Raw genomic sequence first — 18,353 nt, 5'->3', positions numbered from 1 at the left:
GCTCATTCAGAGCTTGGGCAAACATGCCGCCTGTTGGTTGTTGAGACGCTGGACTTAACGTTTAGGATTTGCGGGCATGACTACGATCGCTTCTTCCCTGACTGTCAATCAAATCAGACTTCTTTCGACAGCGTCGGTCGCGGCGTGGTCCACCGAAGATGTGGCATCGCTTTCCACGGCGCAGATCCAAGCGCTTTCTTCGGCTCAGATCGCAGCTTTGGATACCGAAGATGTTGACGTCCTCGACACCGAGCAATTGAGCGCCATTTCGCAAGGCGCCATAATTGGTTTGACGCTGGATCAACTGAGCGTTCTCGATAAGGTTTCTATTGAAAGTCTGAGTTCAGGCCAGGTTTCCGCGCTCACCACGACGCAGCTTCATGCTCTGACGACAGATCAGGCTGAGGCTCTGACGACGGATCAGGTCGGCGCCCTGAAGATGGCGCAACTCGCAGCCCTGAGTGCGGACGATATAGCGACGTTCTCGACCGCCGATATTGCGGCGATTGCCAGCAAAGCCGTCTCGGGTCTGGGCACGGACGCTGTCGCGGCGCTTTCTACCGATCAGGTTGCGGCACTGACGACGAGCCAGGTCAGCGCCCTCAAGACGACGCAACTCCAGGCCTTGGATACCGATCAGCTCGAGACCCTGTCGACGGATCAGATTGCTGCCTTGAACAGCGGCGCGATTGCAGGTCTGAGCACCGATCAGATCGCGGCCTTGAGTGCCGCCCAGGTCGAGGCTCTGACGCCGGCGCAGGTGAAGTCGCTGAGCTCGACGCAGCTCGCGGTCCTTGGTGCGGATGACATAGCCACATTCTCGACCGCCGATATGGCGGCGATCACGAATAAGGGCATCCTGGGCTTGGCTGCCAACATTGTGGGAGGTCTGAGCACCGACCAGATCGCCGCCCTCGGAACCAGCGCGGTCGCTGGCCTGACGACCGATCAGGTCGCGGCTTTGAGTGCTGATCAGGTTGAAGCCCTGTCGTCGACGCAGGTCAAGGTGTTGAGCTCGACGCAGCTTGCGGTCCTTGGCGCAGATAACATAGCGACATTCTCGACCGATGATGTCGCAGCGATCACGAACAGGGCCGTTCTCGGCTTGGATACGGATATGATCGCAGCGCTGTCGACCGATCAGATTGCTGCCTTGAACACCAATGCGGTAGCAAGTCTTACGACCGAACAGATTGCGGCCATGAGTACTGCTCAGGTCGAGGCCCTGTCATCGGCGCAGGTCAAGGTATTGAGTTCGACGCAGCTTGCGGCCTTGAGTGCGGAGGACATGGCGACCTTTTCCTCCGCCGATATCGGGGCAATCACGAACAAAGCGATCCCAGGCTTGAGCGCGGAAGTCATCGCGGAGCTCTCCACCGATCAGATCGCCGCATTGACGACGCTTCAGATCACGGGCCTCACGACGAAGCAACTTGATGCGTTGAGCACGGAGCAGGTCGAAACCCTGTCGTCGGCGCAGGTGGCGTCGCTGAGCTCGACGCAACTCGCGGCCCTGGGCACGGCGGACATCGCGACGTTCTCCACCGCCGATATAGCGGCAATTGCCAGCAAGGCCGTGAAAGGCTTGAGCACGGAAGTTATCGCAGCGCTTTCCTCCGACAAGATTGCCGTGTTGACGACAGCCCAGATCGCCTCGCTTAAAACAACGCAGGTCGAGGCCTTGGACGCTGATCAGTTCGATGGCCTGTCGACCGCCCAGATTGCTGCCCTCAGCACCACCGCAATTGCAAGCCTGACGACCGATCAGATCGCCGGTTTGAGCACCGCCCAGGTCGAAGCCTTGTCGCCGGCGCAGGTCAAGGCCCTATCCTCGACGCAGCTGGCGGTCCTAAGCACGGATGACATAGCGACATTCTCGACCGCCGATGTCGCGGCGATCACGAGCAAAGGCATCTTGGGCCTGGGTACGGGCATTCTTGAAGCCCTCACCACCACTCAGATCGCCGCATTGAGCACTGTCGCGGTTCCAAAGCTGACGACCGATCAGATCGCAGCCTTGAGCACCGATCAGGTCAAGGCTCTGACCTCGGCGCAGGTCAAGGCTCTGACTTCGACGCAACTTGGGGCTCTCAGCACGGATGATATAGCGACCTTCTCGACCGCTGATATCGCTGTCATCACGGCCAAAGCCATACCGGGCCTGAGCGCGGACGTCATCGCAGAGCTCTCCACGAAGCAGATCTCCGTATTGACGACGGTCCAGATCGCTGCCCTCAAGACAGCGCAGATCGCGGCTTTGACCTCCGATCAGGTCGAGGCCTTGTCGTCGACCCAGGTGAAGGCGCTGACCTCGACACAGCTTTCCGCCTTGAGCGCAGAGGATATAGCGTCGTTCTCGGCCGCCGATATCACGGCGATCGCCGGCAAGGCCATGCCCGGTTTGAGCACGGACATTGTCGCCGCCTTTACCACGAGTCAGATCGCTTCATTGACGACGGCCCAGCTCAGTGCGCTCACGACAGTGCAACTCCAGGCCTTGAGCACCGATCAGGTCGAGGCTCTGACGCCGACGCAGGTCAAGTCGCTGAGCTCGACGCAACTTGCGGCCCTGAGCGCGGACGATATAGCGACCTTCTCGACCGCGGACATTGCGGCGATCACGGTCAAGGCCCTCCCGGGCATGAACACGGATACCGTCGCTGCGCTTAGCACCAATCAGATCGCTGTATTGACGACACTTCAGGTCGCAGCGCTCACAACAGCACAGCTTACGGCCTTGAGCACCGATCAGGTCGAGGCTCTGTCGCCGACGCAGGTCAAGGCGCTGAGCTCGACGCAGCTTGCGGTTCTGAGCGAGGAGGACATAGCGACCTTTTCCACCGCGGATATCGTGGCGATCACCAGCAAAGCCCTGACAGGCTTGAGCACAGATACCGTCGCGGCGCTTTCCGACGATCAGATCGCCGTGTTGACCACGCTCCAGATCAATGCCCTCAAGACAGTTCAGCTTCAGGCCCTGAGCGCCGACCAGATCGAAGCCATGTCGACCGTTCAGATTGCTGCCTTGAGCACCAGCGCGGTTGCAAACCTGACGGCCGACCAGGTCGAGGCTTTGAGCACCGATCAGGTCGAAGCCCTGTCCACGACGCAGGTGAGGTCGCTGACTTCAACGCAACTTGCGGCCCTGAGCGCGGAGGACATAGCCGTATTCTCGACCGCCGATATCGCGGTGATCACGAACAAGGCCATATCGGGCCTGAGCGAAGATATTATCGGAGCCCTGTCGACTGTTCAGATTGCTGCCCTGAGCACCAGCGCGGTTGTAGGCCTGACGGCCGACCAGATCGACGCCTTGAGCACCGCTCAGGTCCAAGCACTATCCACGGCCCAGGTGAAGGTGCTGAGTTCAACGCAACTTGCGGCCCTGAGCGCAGAGGACATCGCGACCTTCTCGACCGCCGATATCGCGTCGATCACGAGCAAAGCCATGCCGGGCTTGAGTACGGATGTTGTCGCATCTCTCAGCGAAGATCAGATTGCCGCCCTGAGTACCAGCGCAGTTGTGAGCTTGACGGCCGATCAGGTCGAAGCCTTGAGCAGCACTCAGGTCGGCCTCCTCTCCGCTGCGCAGGTCAAGGCGCTGACTTCGTCGCAAGTCGCTGCCTTGGGTGACGATGTTACGGTCTTGTCCACCGACAAGATCGCAGTGTTGAGTTCGTCGGGCATTACGGGCTTGACTGCCGATCAGATTACCGCCCTGAGCTCGGCTCAGCTCGACGCCCTGACCAGTACCCAGATCGGCGCACTCACCTCGACACAGATCGCGGCGCTGAGCACCGGCGACATAGCATCGCTTTCAACGACCCAAATCGCGGCGCTGAGCACCGCTGGCGTCGCCGGACTTTCGACCAAACAGCTCGCCGTCCTGAGCACCGATCAGATTGCGCTTCTGTCGACCAAGCAGATCGCGGCGCTGAGCTCGGCGCAGGTTGCTGCCTTGAGCACAGACGACATAGCGGCTCTTTCGACAGCCCAGATTGCTTCCCTCAGCACGGCAGGCGTTGCGGGGTTGAGCACCAAGCAACTAGCCGTGCTCAGCACCAGTCAGGCTGAAGCCTTGACCAGCGCCGAGGTCGGCGCTCTCCATTCCACACAAATTGCGGCGCTTACTTCAGACGACATAGCAACCTTCTCGACCAAGGACATTGCGGCAATCAGCTCGAGTGCGATCCCGGGATTGTCGACGGCGACGATCGCCTCCCTGACGACAGCCCAGATCGCCGCCCTGAGTACGCAGGGTATTGCCGCCCTGAGCACGGCGCAGATTGCAGCGCTGAGCACCGCTCAGGTGGAGGCCTTGACGAGCACCCAGGTCGGCGCGCTGAGCTCACGGCAGATCGGAGCCCTCAGCACGGACGACATAGCAACCTTCTCGACCAAGGACATTGCAGCGATCAGTTCGGATACCATCGCGGGCTTGTCGACAGACACCGTCGCCTCCCTGACGACGACCCAGATCGCATCGTTGAGTACGGCAGATATCAATGTGCTCAGCACCAAGCAGATCGCGGCCCTGAACACGGCGCAGATGGAGGCTTTGACCAGCACCCAGATCGGTGCCCTCAGTTCCACACAGCTTATGGTATTGGGGTCTGACGATATAGCGACGTTCTCGACGAAAGAGATAGCGGCGATCGGTTCGAATGCGATCCCGGGCCTGTCGACGGACGCGATCGCCTCCTTGACAACGGCTCAAATCGCGGCCCTGAGCACGATCGGCGTCAGTGGACTGAGCACCAAGCAGATCGCGGCCCTTAGTACCGATCAGGTGGACGCTCTGACCAACGCTCAGATCGGTGCGCTCGGCTCGCGACAGGTTGCGGCGTTGGGCACCGGCGACATCGCTACCCTTTCGGCAAGCCAGATCACCTCTTTGAGCACGGCGGGCATCGCAGGTCTGACTACCGATCAGATCGCGGCGCTCAGCACCGATCAGGTCGAGGCCCTGACCAGCACCCAGGTCGGCGCACTTAGCTCGAAACAGATTGCCTCCCTCAGCGCCGAGGATCTCGACACCTTCACTGCCGCGGAGATAGCCGTAATCACTTCGATTGCGGTCTCGGGCCTGTCGACGGCAACGATCGCCTCGCTGTCGGCGACGCAGGTCGCGGCGCTCGGCACGGCGGGCATATCGGGTCTAACCACCGATCAGATCGCGGCACTCAGCACCATTCAATTGGACGCTTTGACGACCGCGCAGGTTGGCGCTCTCACCTCGAAGCAGATTGCAGTCCTGAGCACCGACGATATCGCTTCGCTCTCGTTGGAACAGGTCGCGGCACTTGGCATTGCGGGGATAGAGGGTCTGACCACGGATCAGATCGCGGTGCTCAGCACCGATCAGGTTGAAGCCTTGAGCAGTACCCAAGTGGGCGCGCTCAGCGCGAAGCAGATCGCGGCGCTCAGTGCGGACGATCTGGATACTTTCACCACTGCCGAAATGGCCGCGATCGATTCTAGCGCGATCTCGGGCCTGTCGACGGCAACGATCGCCTCGCTATCGGCGACCCAGATGGCAGCCCTGGGTACGGCGGCCATAGTGGGGTTGACCACCGATCAGATCGCAGTGCTGAGCACCGATCAGGTGGACGGCCTGACGACGGCACAAATGCACGCACTCAGCTCGAAACAGATTGCGGCCTTGAGCACCGCCGACATCGCCTCGCTTTCGCTGGAACAGGTCACGGCACTTGGTACAGCGGGGATAGAGGGTCTGACCACCGGCCAGATCGCTGCCCTGAACACTAATCAGGTCGAGGCGCTGACCAGTGTGCAGATCGGCGCCCTCAGCTCGAAACAGATTGCCGCCCTTAGCGCGCAGGATCTGGATACCTTCACCTCAGCCGAGCTTGCGGCAATCGGTTCGAGTGCGGCTTCGGGCCTGTCGACGGCAACGATCGCCTCAATGTCGGCCGCCCAAATTGCGGCGCTGGGTACGGCCGCCATTTCGGGTCTCACCACCGATCAGATCGCAGTGCTGAGCACCGATCAGTTGGACGCTTTGACGACCGCGCAGGTCGGCGCTCTGACCTCGAAGCAGATTGCGGCCATGAGCACCGGCGACATCGCCTCGCTTTCGGAGGAGCAGGTTGCAGCACTTGGCACGTCGGGCATAGCAGGCTTGACCACCGATCAGATCGCAGTCCTCAGCACCGATCAGGTCGAGGCACTGACCAGTGTACAGGTCAGCGCGCTCAGCTCGAAACAGATTGCGGCTCTCAGCGCGGACGATCTGGATACCTTCACTACGACCGAGATCGCGGCGATCGGTTCAAGCGCGGTCTCGGGCTTGTCAACGGCAATGGTTGCCTCGCTGACGGCGTCCCAAGTCGCAGCCCTGGGGACAGCCGCCATATCGGGTCTGACCACCAACCAGATTGCAGTCCTCAGCACCGATCAGGTGGATGCCCTGACGACGGCCCAGGTCGGCGCTCTCACCTCCAAGCAGATTGCGGCCATGAGCACCGTCGACATCGCCTCGCTTTCGGATGCGCAAATCGCCGCCTTAAGTCCGACGGCTGTTGCAGGCCTCGGCAGCGCGCAGGCCGGCGCCTTGACGGTTGAGCAGGTCGAAACGCTCTCGACCAGTCAGATCGCTGGATTGAGTTCGGAGGCGCTGAAGGGCCTGACCCTTGATATGCTGGACACTTTCTCACCGGAAGAACTCGGTGCGATTAGCTCAAGCGCGATGAAGGGGCTATCCACGGACTTTATCGTGACGCTTTCCGCCACCGAAATTGCGGCCTTGAGCACGGCAGGCGTTGCGGGATTGAGCAGCGACCAAGTCGCAGTTCTTAGCGAGGAGCAGGTCGAAGCGCTTTCCACCAGTCAGATCTCCGCATTGAGTTCCACCGGGCTTGCCGGGTTGACCACCACGGATTTGGAAACCTTCTCGACGGAGGAACTTACGGCGATTAGTTCGACAGCGATCAGAGGATTGTCCACGACCGCCATCGCGTCCCTATCCTCCGACGAGATTGCGGCTTTGACGACAGGCCAGATTTCTTCGCTGAGCTACGCCCAGGTGGCGGCAATGAGCACTGCGCAAATCGAAGCGCTGTCGACATCGCAGGTCGGCTCCTTCGACGTCATGCAGGCCGCAGCACTGGATGCTACCGACCTCGCCGCGTTTTCAACCGAGCAGATCATCTCCCTGAGCACGAGCGCGATTTCGGGACTGAGCACCAGTGCGCTGGCCGCCTTGTCAACGTCCCAGGCTGAAGCCTTTACGTCAGGTCAGCTCGCTTCCATGACTTCGGCACAGCTCGCGGCGTTGACGACGAGCAGCTCCGCGTCAGACGCTTTGTCCTACCTGACGGTCTGACGTTCGGTGGTGACCAGATGGCAAATGGACAACCATTATGATCGGCTGGTCATCATTGCTGCGCGGAACAAGGCATTGAGCCTGCCGAGGCAGGCTCAAGCGTGATGGAGTTCCGTTCCCTGGATAGCCGAAAGCTTCCAGTCGGAACCGGGCTGGCGCACGAAGGTCCAGACTTCGGTGGTCTCAGACGCATTGCGATCGTCGCCGTCGACGAGCCTGCCCGTCGTGCGGTCGAGCAGCGCGTCGACGCTCGAATAGCGCATGGCAAGAGTGGCATATTCGGCATTGCCTTCGCGCCAGGCTTCTGAAATATCGCCCTGCAGCAGACGAACGTTGGAAACGCTGTTGCGGACGCCTTTGGTTGCATTCTCTCCGAGCTCCTCGGCAAGATAGGACATTGCCTCCGGCGTGGTTAGACGGCGTAGGGTGTTGTAGTCCTCGGCGCCATAAGCCGATTGGACTTCCGTCAGAAGCTGTTCGAAACGGTCGAGATCGGCTTGCGACAGCCCGATCTCGTCATTGGCATGTCTTTGCGGCGCCTGGCTCGCAGCGCCACCGCCTATCGTCGGAATGGAGAAGGAAGAAGGCCGCGGCGCGCTCATATTGTATGACGCGTTCGATCCCGATGCCGAATAAGAGGTTCGCTGCCGGTTGGCGAAAAACCGCATGGCGAAGCTGATGGCCGCGATGATCAGGCCGATCTGCAGCAGCATGCCAAGGAAGCCGAAGCCGCCGCCGAACCCGTGTCCGAGCAGCATGCCGAGAAGACCGCCCGCTATCAATCCGCCGATCATCGACCGGCCGAAACCGTTGAAGAGGCTGGGACGCGGCTGCGTATTGATCGGCGACTGCGTTTGGGTTTGGGTCTGCGGCCGGGGCGTCATGGTCCGGTCGATGGGAGCGGCTTGCGTTGGAGCTGTGCGGGTTATCGCCGGAGAGTCAAAGGTTCGCGTCCCGCGGCTGCCGAATCCACTAAAACCGCCGGCACGACGCGCATCGGCATCGCTGAAGCTCGCAAGGGACGTAGCAACGGCAAGGGCGACGATGACTGCAAGCTGAGTGAAACGCGGAACTGCACCGGGCATTGTTTCTCCTGTCCTTAGGCAGAAAGATGACTTGTTCGGTATATATAGGAACGCGGCTTGCGATTAAAAGTTGGCGGGAAGTTCGCCTTTGCGCCTGCCTGTTCCGTGTGTCGGCAAGATCGTTGCCCTCCGTCAGCAGCGTTTCCAACGGGAAGAGGCGGCATGGAGCATCGAGGAGATGAAAGCCTTCTGGCGCAGATCGCTTAGCTCAGTGTCTGCCAACTCATTGTTTTGAAGTTCACCGGGGGCATAGTCGGGACTGGATCGCCGATCCCCTCCGGTGCGAGCGGGCAGATTGCCCAAAAGCCACTGCATCACATGCATGCGATACAGAAGCCCGGACAAGATATGGAAGCGGGCTTTCTTGTTTGCGGCCGCCTGCCAATCCTGGGAGGATGCGTTCGGATCATGGTCTTCCGGATACATTTTCGCGGCTCCGTATTGGATGTCTGCCATCGGTTCCCGAAGCCACTGCAACTCCGCTCGTCCTAGTGATACCGGTGCGCAAGCTCGACATCGAAATGCGGGGGCGCATCGGAGGTGATCGGCACAAAACGACCTTTTACCCGGAACACTTTTTCGATGAGCCCAGTGCCAGCTAGGACCTTGGGATCACCGTCGAAGACCAGATTGCCTCTGTCGAGCAATGAGATCTGATCGCAAACCGACATCGCCTGATTGAGATCGTGGATCGCCATGATGATGGTGACACCCTTTTCCCGGCTGAGCCGGTGGACGAGATCGAGAACTTCCACTTGGTAGCCTACGTCGAGGAACGAGGTCGGCTCATCGAGCAGCAAAATCCGTGCTTCCTGGGCAATCGCCGCCGAAATCCAAGCCCGCTGGCGCTCGCCGCCGGACAGTTCCCGCAGGCTCCTGTCGGCAAAGCCGTGGAGCCCTGTGCTTTCCAGCGCCCAGCGAATGGCATCCTCATCCCGCGGCCCATAGCTTTTGAACAGGCCGACATGCGCGAAGCGACCTTGCCGCACCAGTTGCGCCACGGTCATCTCGTCAGGCGCGGCCGGTTGCTGCGGCAGGAAGGCAAGCTGTTTGGCCAATTGCCGCCGCGACATGGATGTGATCGGCCTGCCATCGATCTCCGCGTTCCCACCGGCTGGTTTGATCAGACCGGAAAGGGCTTGCAAGGCCGTGCTCTTTCCGGAGCCGTTGGGTCCGATCAGCGCGCGGATTTCGCCCGGCCTGAAGGAGAGATCGAGGGCGTTCAGCGCTCTTCGGGGACCATAGGCGACGGATAGGCGGGAGCAGGACAGCAGCATGGCATCCTCATGGGGTTTTGCGAAGAAGTGCGATGAGCATAGGAACGCCGCAGATCGCCGTGACGATGCCGATCGGGATTTCGTCGGCCTGCCCGATGAGCCGGCCGACAAGATCTCCAAGAGTCACGGTCACCGCGCCGAGGGCGATCGTCAGCGGCAGGACGAGGGCATTGCGTCTGCCGGCAAGAAAGCGGGCAAGGTGGGGGACGATGAGGCCGATGAAGACGATCGGGCCGACTGTGCCAACCGCGCTTGCTGCGAGGACGCAAGACAGGAGCAGAGCAAGCGAAAACTGCCGCTTGTAGGAAAGCCCGAAGGATTGGGCCATCGGGGCTTCGAAACGCAGGAGTTCCAGTGGCCGTCGGATCATGGGCAAGACGGCGAGACCGGCAATCGTATATGGAAACAGAAATGCGGCATGTTCCCAACTCCGCGCGTAGAGACTGCCCGAAAGCCATTCCAGCAGCACTTCGATCCGCGCAGAGCCCCAGCCTGCGATCAATCCGATGGCGAGAGCTTGCAGGACGGCTCCCACGGCAATGCCGCAAAGCGTGATGCGAAGCGGCCCCAAATCGAGGCGAAACGCCAGCAGATAGATGATGCCGCCGGCCAGAAGACCACCCACCGTGCCAACGGCGGGCAGCCATTCAAGGGGGAGCTCGGCGACAGTCGTCGATCCGGTATAGTGAATATAGACTGTGAACAGCAGGAAGATGGTGACTGCAAGCGTTGCCCCCTGAGAGACACCCATGATCGATGGATCGGCGAGGGGGTTGCGGGTAACGCTTTGAAGAATGAGGCCGGAAACAGCGAGGTGAATGCCAGCCAGTATTCCCGTGATGATACGAGGCAGGCGGATGTCCATGATGATCGAGTGCGCCTGCTGCGAGCCGCCTCCCGTGAACACTGCGAGGACATCCGATGCCGGAATATCGGCCACCCCAACGAACACCGCCAGCACGAAGGAGAGGAGCGCGATGATGACAAAGGCGAGCAGGAACCCGGTGCTGCCGGTGTTTCGGAGCGGCAAGGAAGTGGCCATGATCACGCTTCTCCCTTGAGCGAGAAGCTGCGGCTTTGCACGAGGTAGATGAACAACGGCCCTCCTATCAGCGCCGTGACGATCCCGACCGGAAGTTCTTGGGGAGCGGCAATGCTGCGCGCGATCACATCGGCGGCAACGACCATCAGGCCGCCGAGCGCTGCGGTCAGGGCAATGGTCCATCCCGGACCGTTCGGCCTCAAAAGCCGGGCGATATGCGGCGCGGCCAAACCGACGAACGCGATAGGACCGGCCACCGGCGTAACACCCGCTACGGGGAAAACCGCCAGAAGCAGCAGCAACGGCTTCCAAAACGAGAGCTGCAATCCCATCCCGGCCGCCGCCTGTTCGCTGAGGGCGAGAAGGCCGATCACTCGCTGGCATGCCAATGCGCCGGCGGTGCCGATGAGCACCCATGGGGTCATGTATGTGAGCTGCGTCCACGAACGTCCCTGAAAGCCGCCGGACAGCCAGAAAAGCAATGATGGCACCTGCGGTCCGCTCAACAAGAGGACGTATGTCGTGACCGCGCTGAGGAACAAAGAGATGCTGATGCCGCCAAGCGCCAGATGCAAGGGTCGTCCTCTGCCCCCGCGTGAGACCCAGAAGGTCAACAGCGCAGCCGCCAAACCGCCCGCCAGTCCAACCAATGGATAATATACGGACGAGAGCCACGGTACGAAGACGAAACAGAAAACGATTGCTGTTACCGCTCCGGATGTCACGCCGGTCAGGCCCGGCCCGGCAAGCGGGTTGCGCGTCAGGGTCTGCAGAAGATAACCGGAGACGCCGAGACCGGCGCCCCCGATGAAAGCCGCAAGGCTGCGCGGCAGCCGCAATGTCCATACGAGAATGGAATCGATTTTCCCGTCGGGAGCTAACAGGACCATCCAAAGAGCACGCGGCTGAAGCGGCTTTGCGCCGATCAGAAGCCCGCCGATGACGACAATCGCGGCAGCGACCACGATCATCATTGTCATCACCAGCGATCGAAGATCATTCCGTGGCCGCGCATCGGCCGTAAGCCTCATCAATTCTGCAGCTCGGTCGGAATCAGCTTGGCCGCCTCCGCCTTGATTTCGACGGCAGGGAAGGTGTCAGGGTAGAGGTAATGGGCGGCCTCACGCAGCACCAGCTCACGGGCGATCGGACCATTGGTTTCCACCCACTCGTCACCGACATAGAACACGCGACCGTTCTTGACTGCCGAGAGCTGCTGCCAGATGGGGTTATTTTCATGCGGACGATCCGGTCCACTGTCGTAGACGAAGATCACTTGCGGATCTTTTTCCAGCATTGATTCGAGGCTCAGTTCTTGGCCGAACTTGCCGTTTTGCGTCATCGGGCCGGCAATATTGTCGCCTCCGAGCGCTGCAACGATCGACGCCGCGGTGTTTTCCGTATGGAAGGAGAAGGGGGTATCGCCCGCCCACATGATCTGGAAACGCGGGTGCACATCCTTCGGCGCCTTCGCGGCGAAATCTTTGAGATCCTTCTTGAAAGCTGCATTCAGTTCTTCGCCGCGCTGCGGATTTCCGAATAGCTTCGAAAGGTCACTGACCTCCTGATAGCTTTGGCTCAGAAGCTCCATGTTATAGGCGACATAGGGCGCGATCTTCTCGAACTGTGCGGCGTTGCCGACGGTATAGCGTTTCATGGCAATGATGACGTCGGGCCGGACTTCCGACAGCAGTTCGAGATTGGGCTTTGCCCGTTGCCCGATCTGCTTCATGTCCTTTGTCAGGCCAAGAAGGTAGTCCGGTTGGCGTCCGGCCGTCATGTAGGTGGTCGCGACAGGCTTGATGCCGAGGGCAAGCGCGACATCGACCGCAAGGTAGGAAACGGAGGCGATCCGCTTCGGATTGATTGGCGCTTGCACGGTCACACCACGATCATCGACGATCGAAAGCGTCTGTTTTTCCTCTGCGAAAGCGCTTCCCGAGATCAACATGACAATAATGCTTGCAATATTACACACGCTCAACACGCGCCGCCTCATGGCGAATCCTCCAGGTCAATATTTGTTACAACATAGTGTTCATTCAACAGGCACAGCCTATCCGTCGCTTCCACCGCTCAAGGAGAAACGACATCTCAGCGCTTTTGCCTGAAAAACTTGATCGTGATTGTCTGCTTTAACGACAAAACATGATGAATACAATCATCTTTTAGTATGGTGTGCGGAATATCGTCATGCCTTTCCGCCAAGCCTGGCGGGTGCCCGATATTCAGGGTCTTGCGACGTAGCCGATGCCATTCTCAGGTCCGCAATGAAACGCCACCACAGCAGAAAGCTGGTCGCTCCAAATCCGACGCAAAGGCCGAACCAGATGCCGTAACTGCCCCAGCCGATCCAATATCCGCAGACCGCCATGGCCGGGATGCCGATCAACCAGTAGCCGATGAGCGTGTTTGTCAGCCCAGCCTTCGTGTTTCCGAGCCCCCGCAGCAGCCCGATGCAGATATTTTGAGAACCTTTGAAGAACTGATGGGCTATGGCGAACCAGAGGAGCGTCGTTGCGGCGGCGAGCACGGCCGGATCGGCCTCATCACCCAGGAAGGGGCGCAGCACCGCCTGCGGAAGCAAGACGTAGAGGAGCCCAACAGCCGTCATGATGGAAAAGCTGATCGTGAAGGTGCGCCTCGCGACCGCGCCGATTTCACCAGTCTGCCCTTTTCCGGCCGTGCGGCTCACCAGGATCGACGAGCCTTGAGACAGCCCGATATTGGCTTGGTAGACGATATAGGCGAGCTGATTGACAATGTTGGAAGCGGCGAGAGCGACCGGACCGAACGTCCCCATGAAGACGGTCGCGATCGAGGTGATTGCCGCTTCGGAACCGTAGGTCAATGCGATCGGCGTTCCCATCCTGGCGATTTTTCTTATCGTCGCAGGCTGCGCCCGCCATCCATCCAGCGCGAGGAGGGCGTTCAGTTTTTCGTCCCGCCGGACTGTGCGCAAATAAACGAAAAAGGTCCATATCTGGACAAGCGTGGTTGCAAGACCGATGCCTGCAAGGCCCAGTTTCGGCAAGCCGAGCCATCCATAAATGAAAGCCCCGTCGAGCAGGGCGTTGACGCCGATCGAGATGATCGTAACCCGCAAGAGCGAGCCGGCGCGACGCATTCCGACCGCAAACTGACGCAGGACATTGAGCCACAGCATTGGCAGCAAGCCCGGCGCGAGCGTCAGCATGATCGGTTTCGCAAGCTCGACGACCTCGCTGCTCTGCCCGAGAAAGACCAGGCAATAGCTGAGCGCGACGAGGATGATGCCCGCGGCGATCGCGACGATCGTCGCAAGCAGCATGGACGCCCGTAGCAAATCACGAATTTCGTCATGCGCAGTGGTGTCAATGGATGAGGTGCCGGTTCTTTTTTCTCCTCGGCCGACCGAGGCGGCAATCATGTTGCCGACGCCTGTCACCATGCCGACGCACATCGTACGCAGTTGGTTATACAGCAGGATCGCGAGACCGCCGGCAGCAACCGCCTGAACACTGATGAAGCCCATCACCAGGAGATCGGTACTGGTAAGAGCGACCTGAGCAAACTGAATGCCGGCAATGGGGGCGGCGAGCGCGATGATTTCCCGATAATTCCGAAATTGCATTGTGGCCACGTCGTTATGCTCCCACCGCTGCGGCGGTTCGAGATGCCAGATATATCGATTCCCGGTATGCATCGAAGAGCCGATGCAGTCGCCGATGTGCTGTCTCGTCGAACAGATGACGCTCCCGAAGCCACTCATCGTCGTAGATGGTATCGAGATATTTTTCGCCCGCGTCACAGACCAGGACCACCATCGTGCTGTTCGGTTCGATAAGGGCCAAACGCTTGAGCGCCACATGGATCCCGGCGCCGGCGGTGCCGCCGACAAGCATTCCCGTTCGGCGAGCGACAACACGGGCAGCAGTGAATGCATCGATGTCGCCGACCGTCAGTCCCTCATCGATCAGAGCGTGATCGACATTGGGGCCGACGGTAAATCCGCCCGGCGCGCCGGCGCCGGTCTGCCAATACTTGCCGGGTCGTCCTCCGAAGATAATCGATCCTGTCGGTTCGATGCCGATGCTCGTTACCTGCGAGCCGAGGCGGCGCAACTCCCTTACCGTTCCGCATAGAGTGCCGCCGGTGCCGACCCCGCCGACGAGATAGTCGACATCCGTGCCAAGGTCACGCAGCAGTTCGGCCGCGAGGCCAACATAGCCATTGTTGTTGTTGGGGTTATGGTGCTGATCCGGCCAGAATGCACCTGTTTCCTTGGCAATTTCCCCCGCGACGCGACGCCGCTCGACAGTGCTTGGGCCTTCTCCCTTGCCCTCGATAAAAACGAGATCGACGCCCATGGCCTTCATGGCCCGAAGCTTGTCGCGCGATGCGTGGCTGTCTACGACTGCGGTAAACTTATAGCCCCGTTCGATCGCCGCAAGCGCCAGGCCCGTTCCGGTATTGCCCGAGGTCGGCTCGACGATGCAGCCGCCTGGCTTCAGTTTTCCGTCCCGCTCGGCCGCCAAGATCATTTCCCGCGCCATTCGAACCTTGCAGGAGCCGGTCGGGTTGAACTGTTCCAGTTTGAGCAGCAATCGACTGCCGGATCCCGTCCGGGCAAGTTCCAGCAACGGCGTGTCGCCAATCAGCTCGGAGCATGTGGTTACCACTCGTTCAGCAGGCCGGCTAATGTGTCTGGTCATTGATCCATTCTCCAGGTGAAACGTTCGCCTTGCCGGGCCACAACAATCTTGGGCGGCAAGGCGAGCTGGTGAAACTCGCTCTCGTTCTTGTCCATCTGATAGCCGGCGGTATTGGGATAGATGATCAGATCGCCATACCGAGGTGCCGCGGGAAATGCGATCTTGCGCCAGGTCAGAACGTCGTATTCCATGCAACTGGAGCCGCCGATCGCTGCCCGAACGGGCTCCTGCGGGCGGGCTTCTCCCCTTTGCACCAGAACAGGGGTCGGCAGAAACTCGCTGTTTTTCCATTGTTCCGACAAGCTCATGCTGAGGCCGGCCACGGTAACGATGCCGTGCTCTGCATTTTTCTTGAAACCCTGCACCGGAAAGACCGTGATTCCCGCACCGTCGAGAAGGGCTCGACCTGGCTCGAGGTATAATTGCACGTCCGCTGCGATCAGCTTCGATGCGAGCGTTCCCTCTGCATCTCGGCTTTGCAGGATCGCGTCGAGCATGGCGGCGCCCGTGGGGGCCTGGTGGTAGGGATAGAAGTGGCTGAAGCTCTTTTCCGCATGAAAATCAGCCGGATCCACCAGCTCCTTAAAGGCTTTCCAATCGGGCTCTTCGACATAGGCGCAGGCAAAGCCTCCGCCTATGGAAATGGCGGATGCCGGAAAGCCCTGTCGGCGTGCTTCCAGGCATTGGTCGATCAACATCGATGCCAATTCGGCGCGCGGCTGCACCGCATAGCCGTCGAGATGGAACGAAAAGCCATCCATGATCAGGTGGTCTCCGGCCTTCGCGCAGCGCTCGAGCGCCACGCGAAGGTCATTTGAGTTGAGTCCGAAGCGGCTGTTCTGCCCTGAGGGCGGCAGCATACGCAGCAGGATTCGCAAGGGAGCGGTGTCCGCCGCGATGCCGATCGCCCGCTCCAGTTCGTCCAGGGCGTCGATGGCAACGGTTGCGCCGTGGCGGCAAGCCAGCCACAAGAGATCGTTGCTCTTGGCGGCGCCCGTCACGCCAATATTCTCACCCCGAACGCCGTTGGCCAGCGCATGAACAAATTCGGGTATGCTGGCGACGTCCACAGATCCGTGCAGCCTTGCAACCTCACGCAGCCATGCGCCCGCCTTATTGGCTTTCTTGCCGAAATAAACGTGTCCTGCCACGTTCCTTTCCTGCAAAATGCGCTGGAAGGCTATAAGATTGTCGGCAAAGCTCTCGGGATGGATGATGTGAAACGGGCCATCCGTGGCGCCGTGAATCTGGCTCAGTAGCTCAATGTCTTGCCTGACGGCGGTCGCCCATGCCTGTTCACGAGCGCGCATCGAATTGATCATTAGCTCCATAGTTCAACCCGCTTGCCGCGGCCGGCGGCAATCCCTCTGGTGGCCAATGCATGGGCGACAGGGATATCCGTGATGATCATGCCGCTGCTGAAGGCGAACACGCGGTCCTCTTGGGTGTTGCGTCCGGGTTTGCGGCCGCCGACGATTTCAGGCAGTTCTGCATCGATCTTGGCAACGCCGTCCGCGCCGGCGAGCCTCTTTCCGGTGACGCCCAACTGACCCTCGTTCGTCGCGATCGCATAATCCGCATCGTGCAATGCGCCCGATTCAATCCCCTTGCTGGCAACCGAGATCAATAGACCACCGGGCTTGAGCCACTTGGTCTGGACTTTGGGGTGGGCGGCCCGGCCGGAGGCGGCCACGACGATATCGGACGCTGCGACAGCTTCCGGGACATCCTTCACCAACTCGATCTCACGATCAGGAAAATACTTGGCAAATGTGGAGAGGCTCGCGGCAATCCCGTCGGGATGCGTGCCAAAGAGGCGCAGGGTTTGCAGGCGGGGCAGGGCGGTCAGAAGATATGGCAGCGTATTGATGCCCTGCGCACCTGTCCCGATCATCAGCACCGATCGAGCGTCCTCCTTGGCGCAATGCTTGGCAATGATCGTGGTCGTCGCCGGAGTGCGCGAACCGCCAACGCGATGGCAATCCATGAACGCGAAGGGAAGCCCGGTCGTGTCGTCATAGAGGCTGATCGTGGTGTAGTATTTTTCGGCGCTTTCGCTGCCTTGGCGATAGGAGGTCTTGAACCCGACCTGTTCGAGCGCGCCATCATATCCGAGCATCGAATAGGATACCGCATCCCGCTGCTCGTTCGGGAGCGGCATCATAAGCTTGGTCGGGCAACGCGACTGTCCGTTGGCATAGGACAAGTAGGCGTCTTCGACGAGCCGAATGACCTCCGCCGGTGGCAGTTCGATATCCGATAGGTCGGAACGTGTGAGGATATGGATGGCAGGCGTGTGCATGAACGTCTTGGTCATCGTCGATGCCTTTCGATGTTGCCGATGTGATGTGAGGTGAAAAGGGACGCGCGCTGAGCGAGCGTTTCGCTCATCCGACCATCGGGATGGGAGGATCTGCGCTGGGCCGTTTGGCCTCTCGCCTTAGGAGGGAGCCATTGAATGTTTGGCGCTTGGGCTGGGGTCGGGATGCCGGAGATCCCTCAAAGGAATATCGCAAGCCGGCGGCGGGCCTTCGAAAATGTGGCGCGTCGTTTTGCAGGGGAATTTTCGGCCGCTGCGCGCCATCTCGAAAATCATGTCGGGAGTGATTGTCTCACCCAGCCGCCATGCCTCCACCCGGACGGTGTCGTAGTCCAAAAGAACGACTGGCAGGACTTTGAAGCCAAGGCGTTGCGCAATGGTGAGCCTGTGGTGCCCGTCCATGACGAACCAATCGCCGCGATGGACGGTGATCGGCCGCGTCCATCGGCCGGATTGGACGATCTCCCGTTCGAGTTCAGTGACCCTGTCACTGTCGATTTCTTCGGTTGGAATGAGCCTCCTGGGGTCGAGAAGCTGGTACTGAACAATGCTCGTTTTCATTCACGCCTCCCCGACGTCATGATTTGCGA

At 60.1% G+C, this 18,353-nt stretch carries 12 protein-coding genes; 1 reads left to right on the top strand and 11 read right to left on the bottom strand.

Annotation, left to right across the window (positions count from 1 at the left end):
* Nucleotides 1-76 precede the first annotated feature (76 nt).
* Nucleotides 77-7,345, top strand: a complete 7,269-nt coding sequence (locus tag NXC24_RS31445; RefSeq protein WP_104827215.1) for a hypothetical protein — start codon at nucleotides 77-79, stop codon at nucleotides 7,343-7,345.
* Between the two features lie 95 nt (nucleotides 7,346-7,440).
* Here NXC24_RS31445 and NXC24_RS31440 read toward each other — a convergent pair whose 3' ends face one another.
* From NXC24_RS31440 to NXC24_RS31390, 11 genes are all read right to left on the bottom strand, one after another.
* Nucleotides 7,441-8,430 (bottom strand): Tim44 domain-containing protein, encoded by a 990-nt coding sequence (locus NXC24_RS31440; protein WP_104827214.1) that lies wholly within the window; start codon nucleotides 8,428-8,430, stop codon nucleotides 7,441-7,443.
* Nucleotides 8,431-8,562: 132 nt separating this feature from the next.
* Nucleotides 8,563-8,856, bottom strand: coding sequence for a hypothetical protein (locus NXC24_RS31435; RefSeq protein WP_104827213.1), 294 nt, complete (start codon nucleotides 8,854-8,856; stop codon nucleotides 8,563-8,565).
* A gap of 62 nt (nucleotides 8,857-8,918) precedes the next feature.
* The gene (locus NXC24_RS31430; protein ID WP_104827212.1) at nucleotides 8,919-9,707 is read right to left on the bottom strand and encodes an ABC transporter ATP-binding protein; all 789 of its coding nucleotides are present in this window, start codon (nucleotides 9,705-9,707) and stop codon (nucleotides 8,919-8,921) included.
* 7 nt (nucleotides 9,708-9,714) lie between these two features.
* Nucleotides 9,715-10,749: an iron ABC transporter permease gene (locus tag NXC24_RS31425; protein WP_104827211.1), complete on the bottom strand. Its 1,035-nt coding sequence runs from the start codon at nucleotides 10,747-10,749 to the stop codon at nucleotides 9,715-9,717.
* A 2-nt stretch (nucleotides 10,750-10,751) separates the two neighbouring features.
* Complete coding sequence (locus NXC24_RS31420; protein WP_104827931.1) at nucleotides 10,752-11,729, bottom strand: iron ABC transporter permease; 978 nt, start codon at nucleotides 11,727-11,729, stop codon at nucleotides 10,752-10,754.
* A 50-nt stretch (nucleotides 11,730-11,779) separates the two neighbouring features.
* Nucleotides 11,780-12,700, bottom strand: a complete 921-nt coding sequence (locus tag NXC24_RS31415) for an ABC transporter substrate-binding protein (RefSeq protein WP_245464094.1) — start codon at nucleotides 12,698-12,700, stop codon at nucleotides 11,780-11,782.
* 240 nt (nucleotides 12,701-12,940) lie between these two features.
* Nucleotides 12,941-14,362 carry an MATE family efflux transporter gene (locus NXC24_RS31410; protein ID WP_104827209.1) on the bottom strand — a complete coding sequence of 474 codons (1,422 nt, stop codon included), beginning with the start codon at nucleotides 14,360-14,362 and terminating at the stop codon, nucleotides 12,941-12,943.
* 13 nt (nucleotides 14,363-14,375) lie between these two features.
* On the bottom strand, nucleotides 14,376-15,443 hold the full coding sequence (locus NXC24_RS31405) for a cysteine synthase family protein (RefSeq protein WP_104827208.1): 1,068 nt from the start codon (nucleotides 15,441-15,443) through the stop codon (nucleotides 14,376-14,378).
* Nucleotides 15,440-16,753, bottom strand: coding sequence for a Y4yA family PLP-dependent enzyme (locus NXC24_RS31400; protein WP_245464093.1), 1,314 nt, complete (start codon nucleotides 16,751-16,753; stop codon nucleotides 15,440-15,442). The genes NXC24_RS31405 and NXC24_RS31400 overlap by 4 nt, the downstream gene beginning before the upstream one ends.
* Nucleotides 16,754-16,764: 11 nt before the next feature.
* The gene (locus NXC24_RS31395) at nucleotides 16,765-17,760 is read right to left on the bottom strand and encodes an ornithine cyclodeaminase (protein WP_245464092.1); all 996 of its coding nucleotides are present in this window, start codon (nucleotides 17,758-17,760) and stop codon (nucleotides 16,765-16,767) included.
* Between the two features lie 123 nt (nucleotides 17,761-17,883).
* Nucleotides 17,884-18,324, bottom strand: coding sequence for a ParB N-terminal domain-containing protein (locus NXC24_RS31390; RefSeq protein ID WP_104827206.1), 441 nt, complete (start codon nucleotides 18,322-18,324; stop codon nucleotides 17,884-17,886).
* Between the last annotated feature and the right edge of the window lie 29 nt (nucleotides 18,325-18,353).

The organism is Rhizobium sp. NXC24, assembly GCF_002944315.1.
Taxonomy (GTDB): domain Bacteria; phylum Pseudomonadota; class Alphaproteobacteria; order Rhizobiales; family Rhizobiaceae; genus Rhizobium.
Note: the sequence above shows the minus strand (reverse complement) of the source record. Positions and strands in the feature narration are given on the sequence as shown.

What these genes read in the sequence shown, in the direction of transcription:
- NXC24_RS31445 (WP_104827215.1), top strand. Translation starts at nt 77, where the DNA reads ATGACTACGATCGCTTCTTCCCTGACTGTCAATCAAATCAGACTTCTT.
- NXC24_RS31440 (WP_104827214.1), bottom strand. Translation starts at nt 8,430, where the DNA reads ATGCCCGGTGCAGTTCCGCGTTTCACTCAGCTTGCAGTCATCGTCGCC.
- NXC24_RS31435 (WP_104827213.1), bottom strand. Translation starts at nt 8,856, where the DNA reads ATGTATCCGGAAGACCATGATCCGAACGCATCCTCCCAGGATTGGCAG.
- NXC24_RS31430 (WP_104827212.1), bottom strand. Translation starts at nt 9,707, where the DNA reads ATGCTGCTGTCCTGCTCCCGCCTATCCGTCGCCTATGGTCCCCGAAGA.
- NXC24_RS31425 (WP_104827211.1), bottom strand. Translation starts at nt 10,749, where the DNA reads ATGGCCACTTCCTTGCCGCTCCGAAACACCGGCAGCACCGGGTTCCTG.
- NXC24_RS31420 (WP_104827931.1), bottom strand. Translation starts at nt 11,729, where the DNA reads ATGACAATGATGATCGTGGTCGCTGCCGCGATTGTCGTCATCGGCGGG.
- NXC24_RS31415 (WP_245464094.1), bottom strand. Translation starts at nt 12,700, where the DNA reads ATGTTGATCTCGGGAAGCGCTTTCGCAGAGGAAAAACAGACGCTTTCG.
- NXC24_RS31410 (WP_104827209.1), bottom strand. Translation starts at nt 14,362, where the DNA reads ATGCAATTTCGGAATTATCGGGAAATCATCGCGCTCGCCGCCCCCATT.
- NXC24_RS31405 (WP_104827208.1), bottom strand. Translation starts at nt 15,443, where the DNA reads ATGACCAGACACATTAGCCGGCCTGCTGAACGAGTGGTAACCACATGC.
- NXC24_RS31400 (WP_245464093.1), bottom strand. Translation starts at nt 16,753, where the DNA reads ATGCGCGCTCGTGAACAGGCATGGGCGACCGCCGTCAGGCAAGACATT.
- NXC24_RS31395 (WP_245464092.1), bottom strand. Translation starts at nt 17,760, where the DNA reads ATGACCAAGACGTTCATGCACACGCCTGCCATCCATATCCTCACACGT.
- NXC24_RS31390 (WP_104827206.1), bottom strand. Translation starts at nt 18,324, where the DNA reads ATGAAAACGAGCATTGTTCAGTACCAGCTTCTCGACCCCAGGAGGCTC.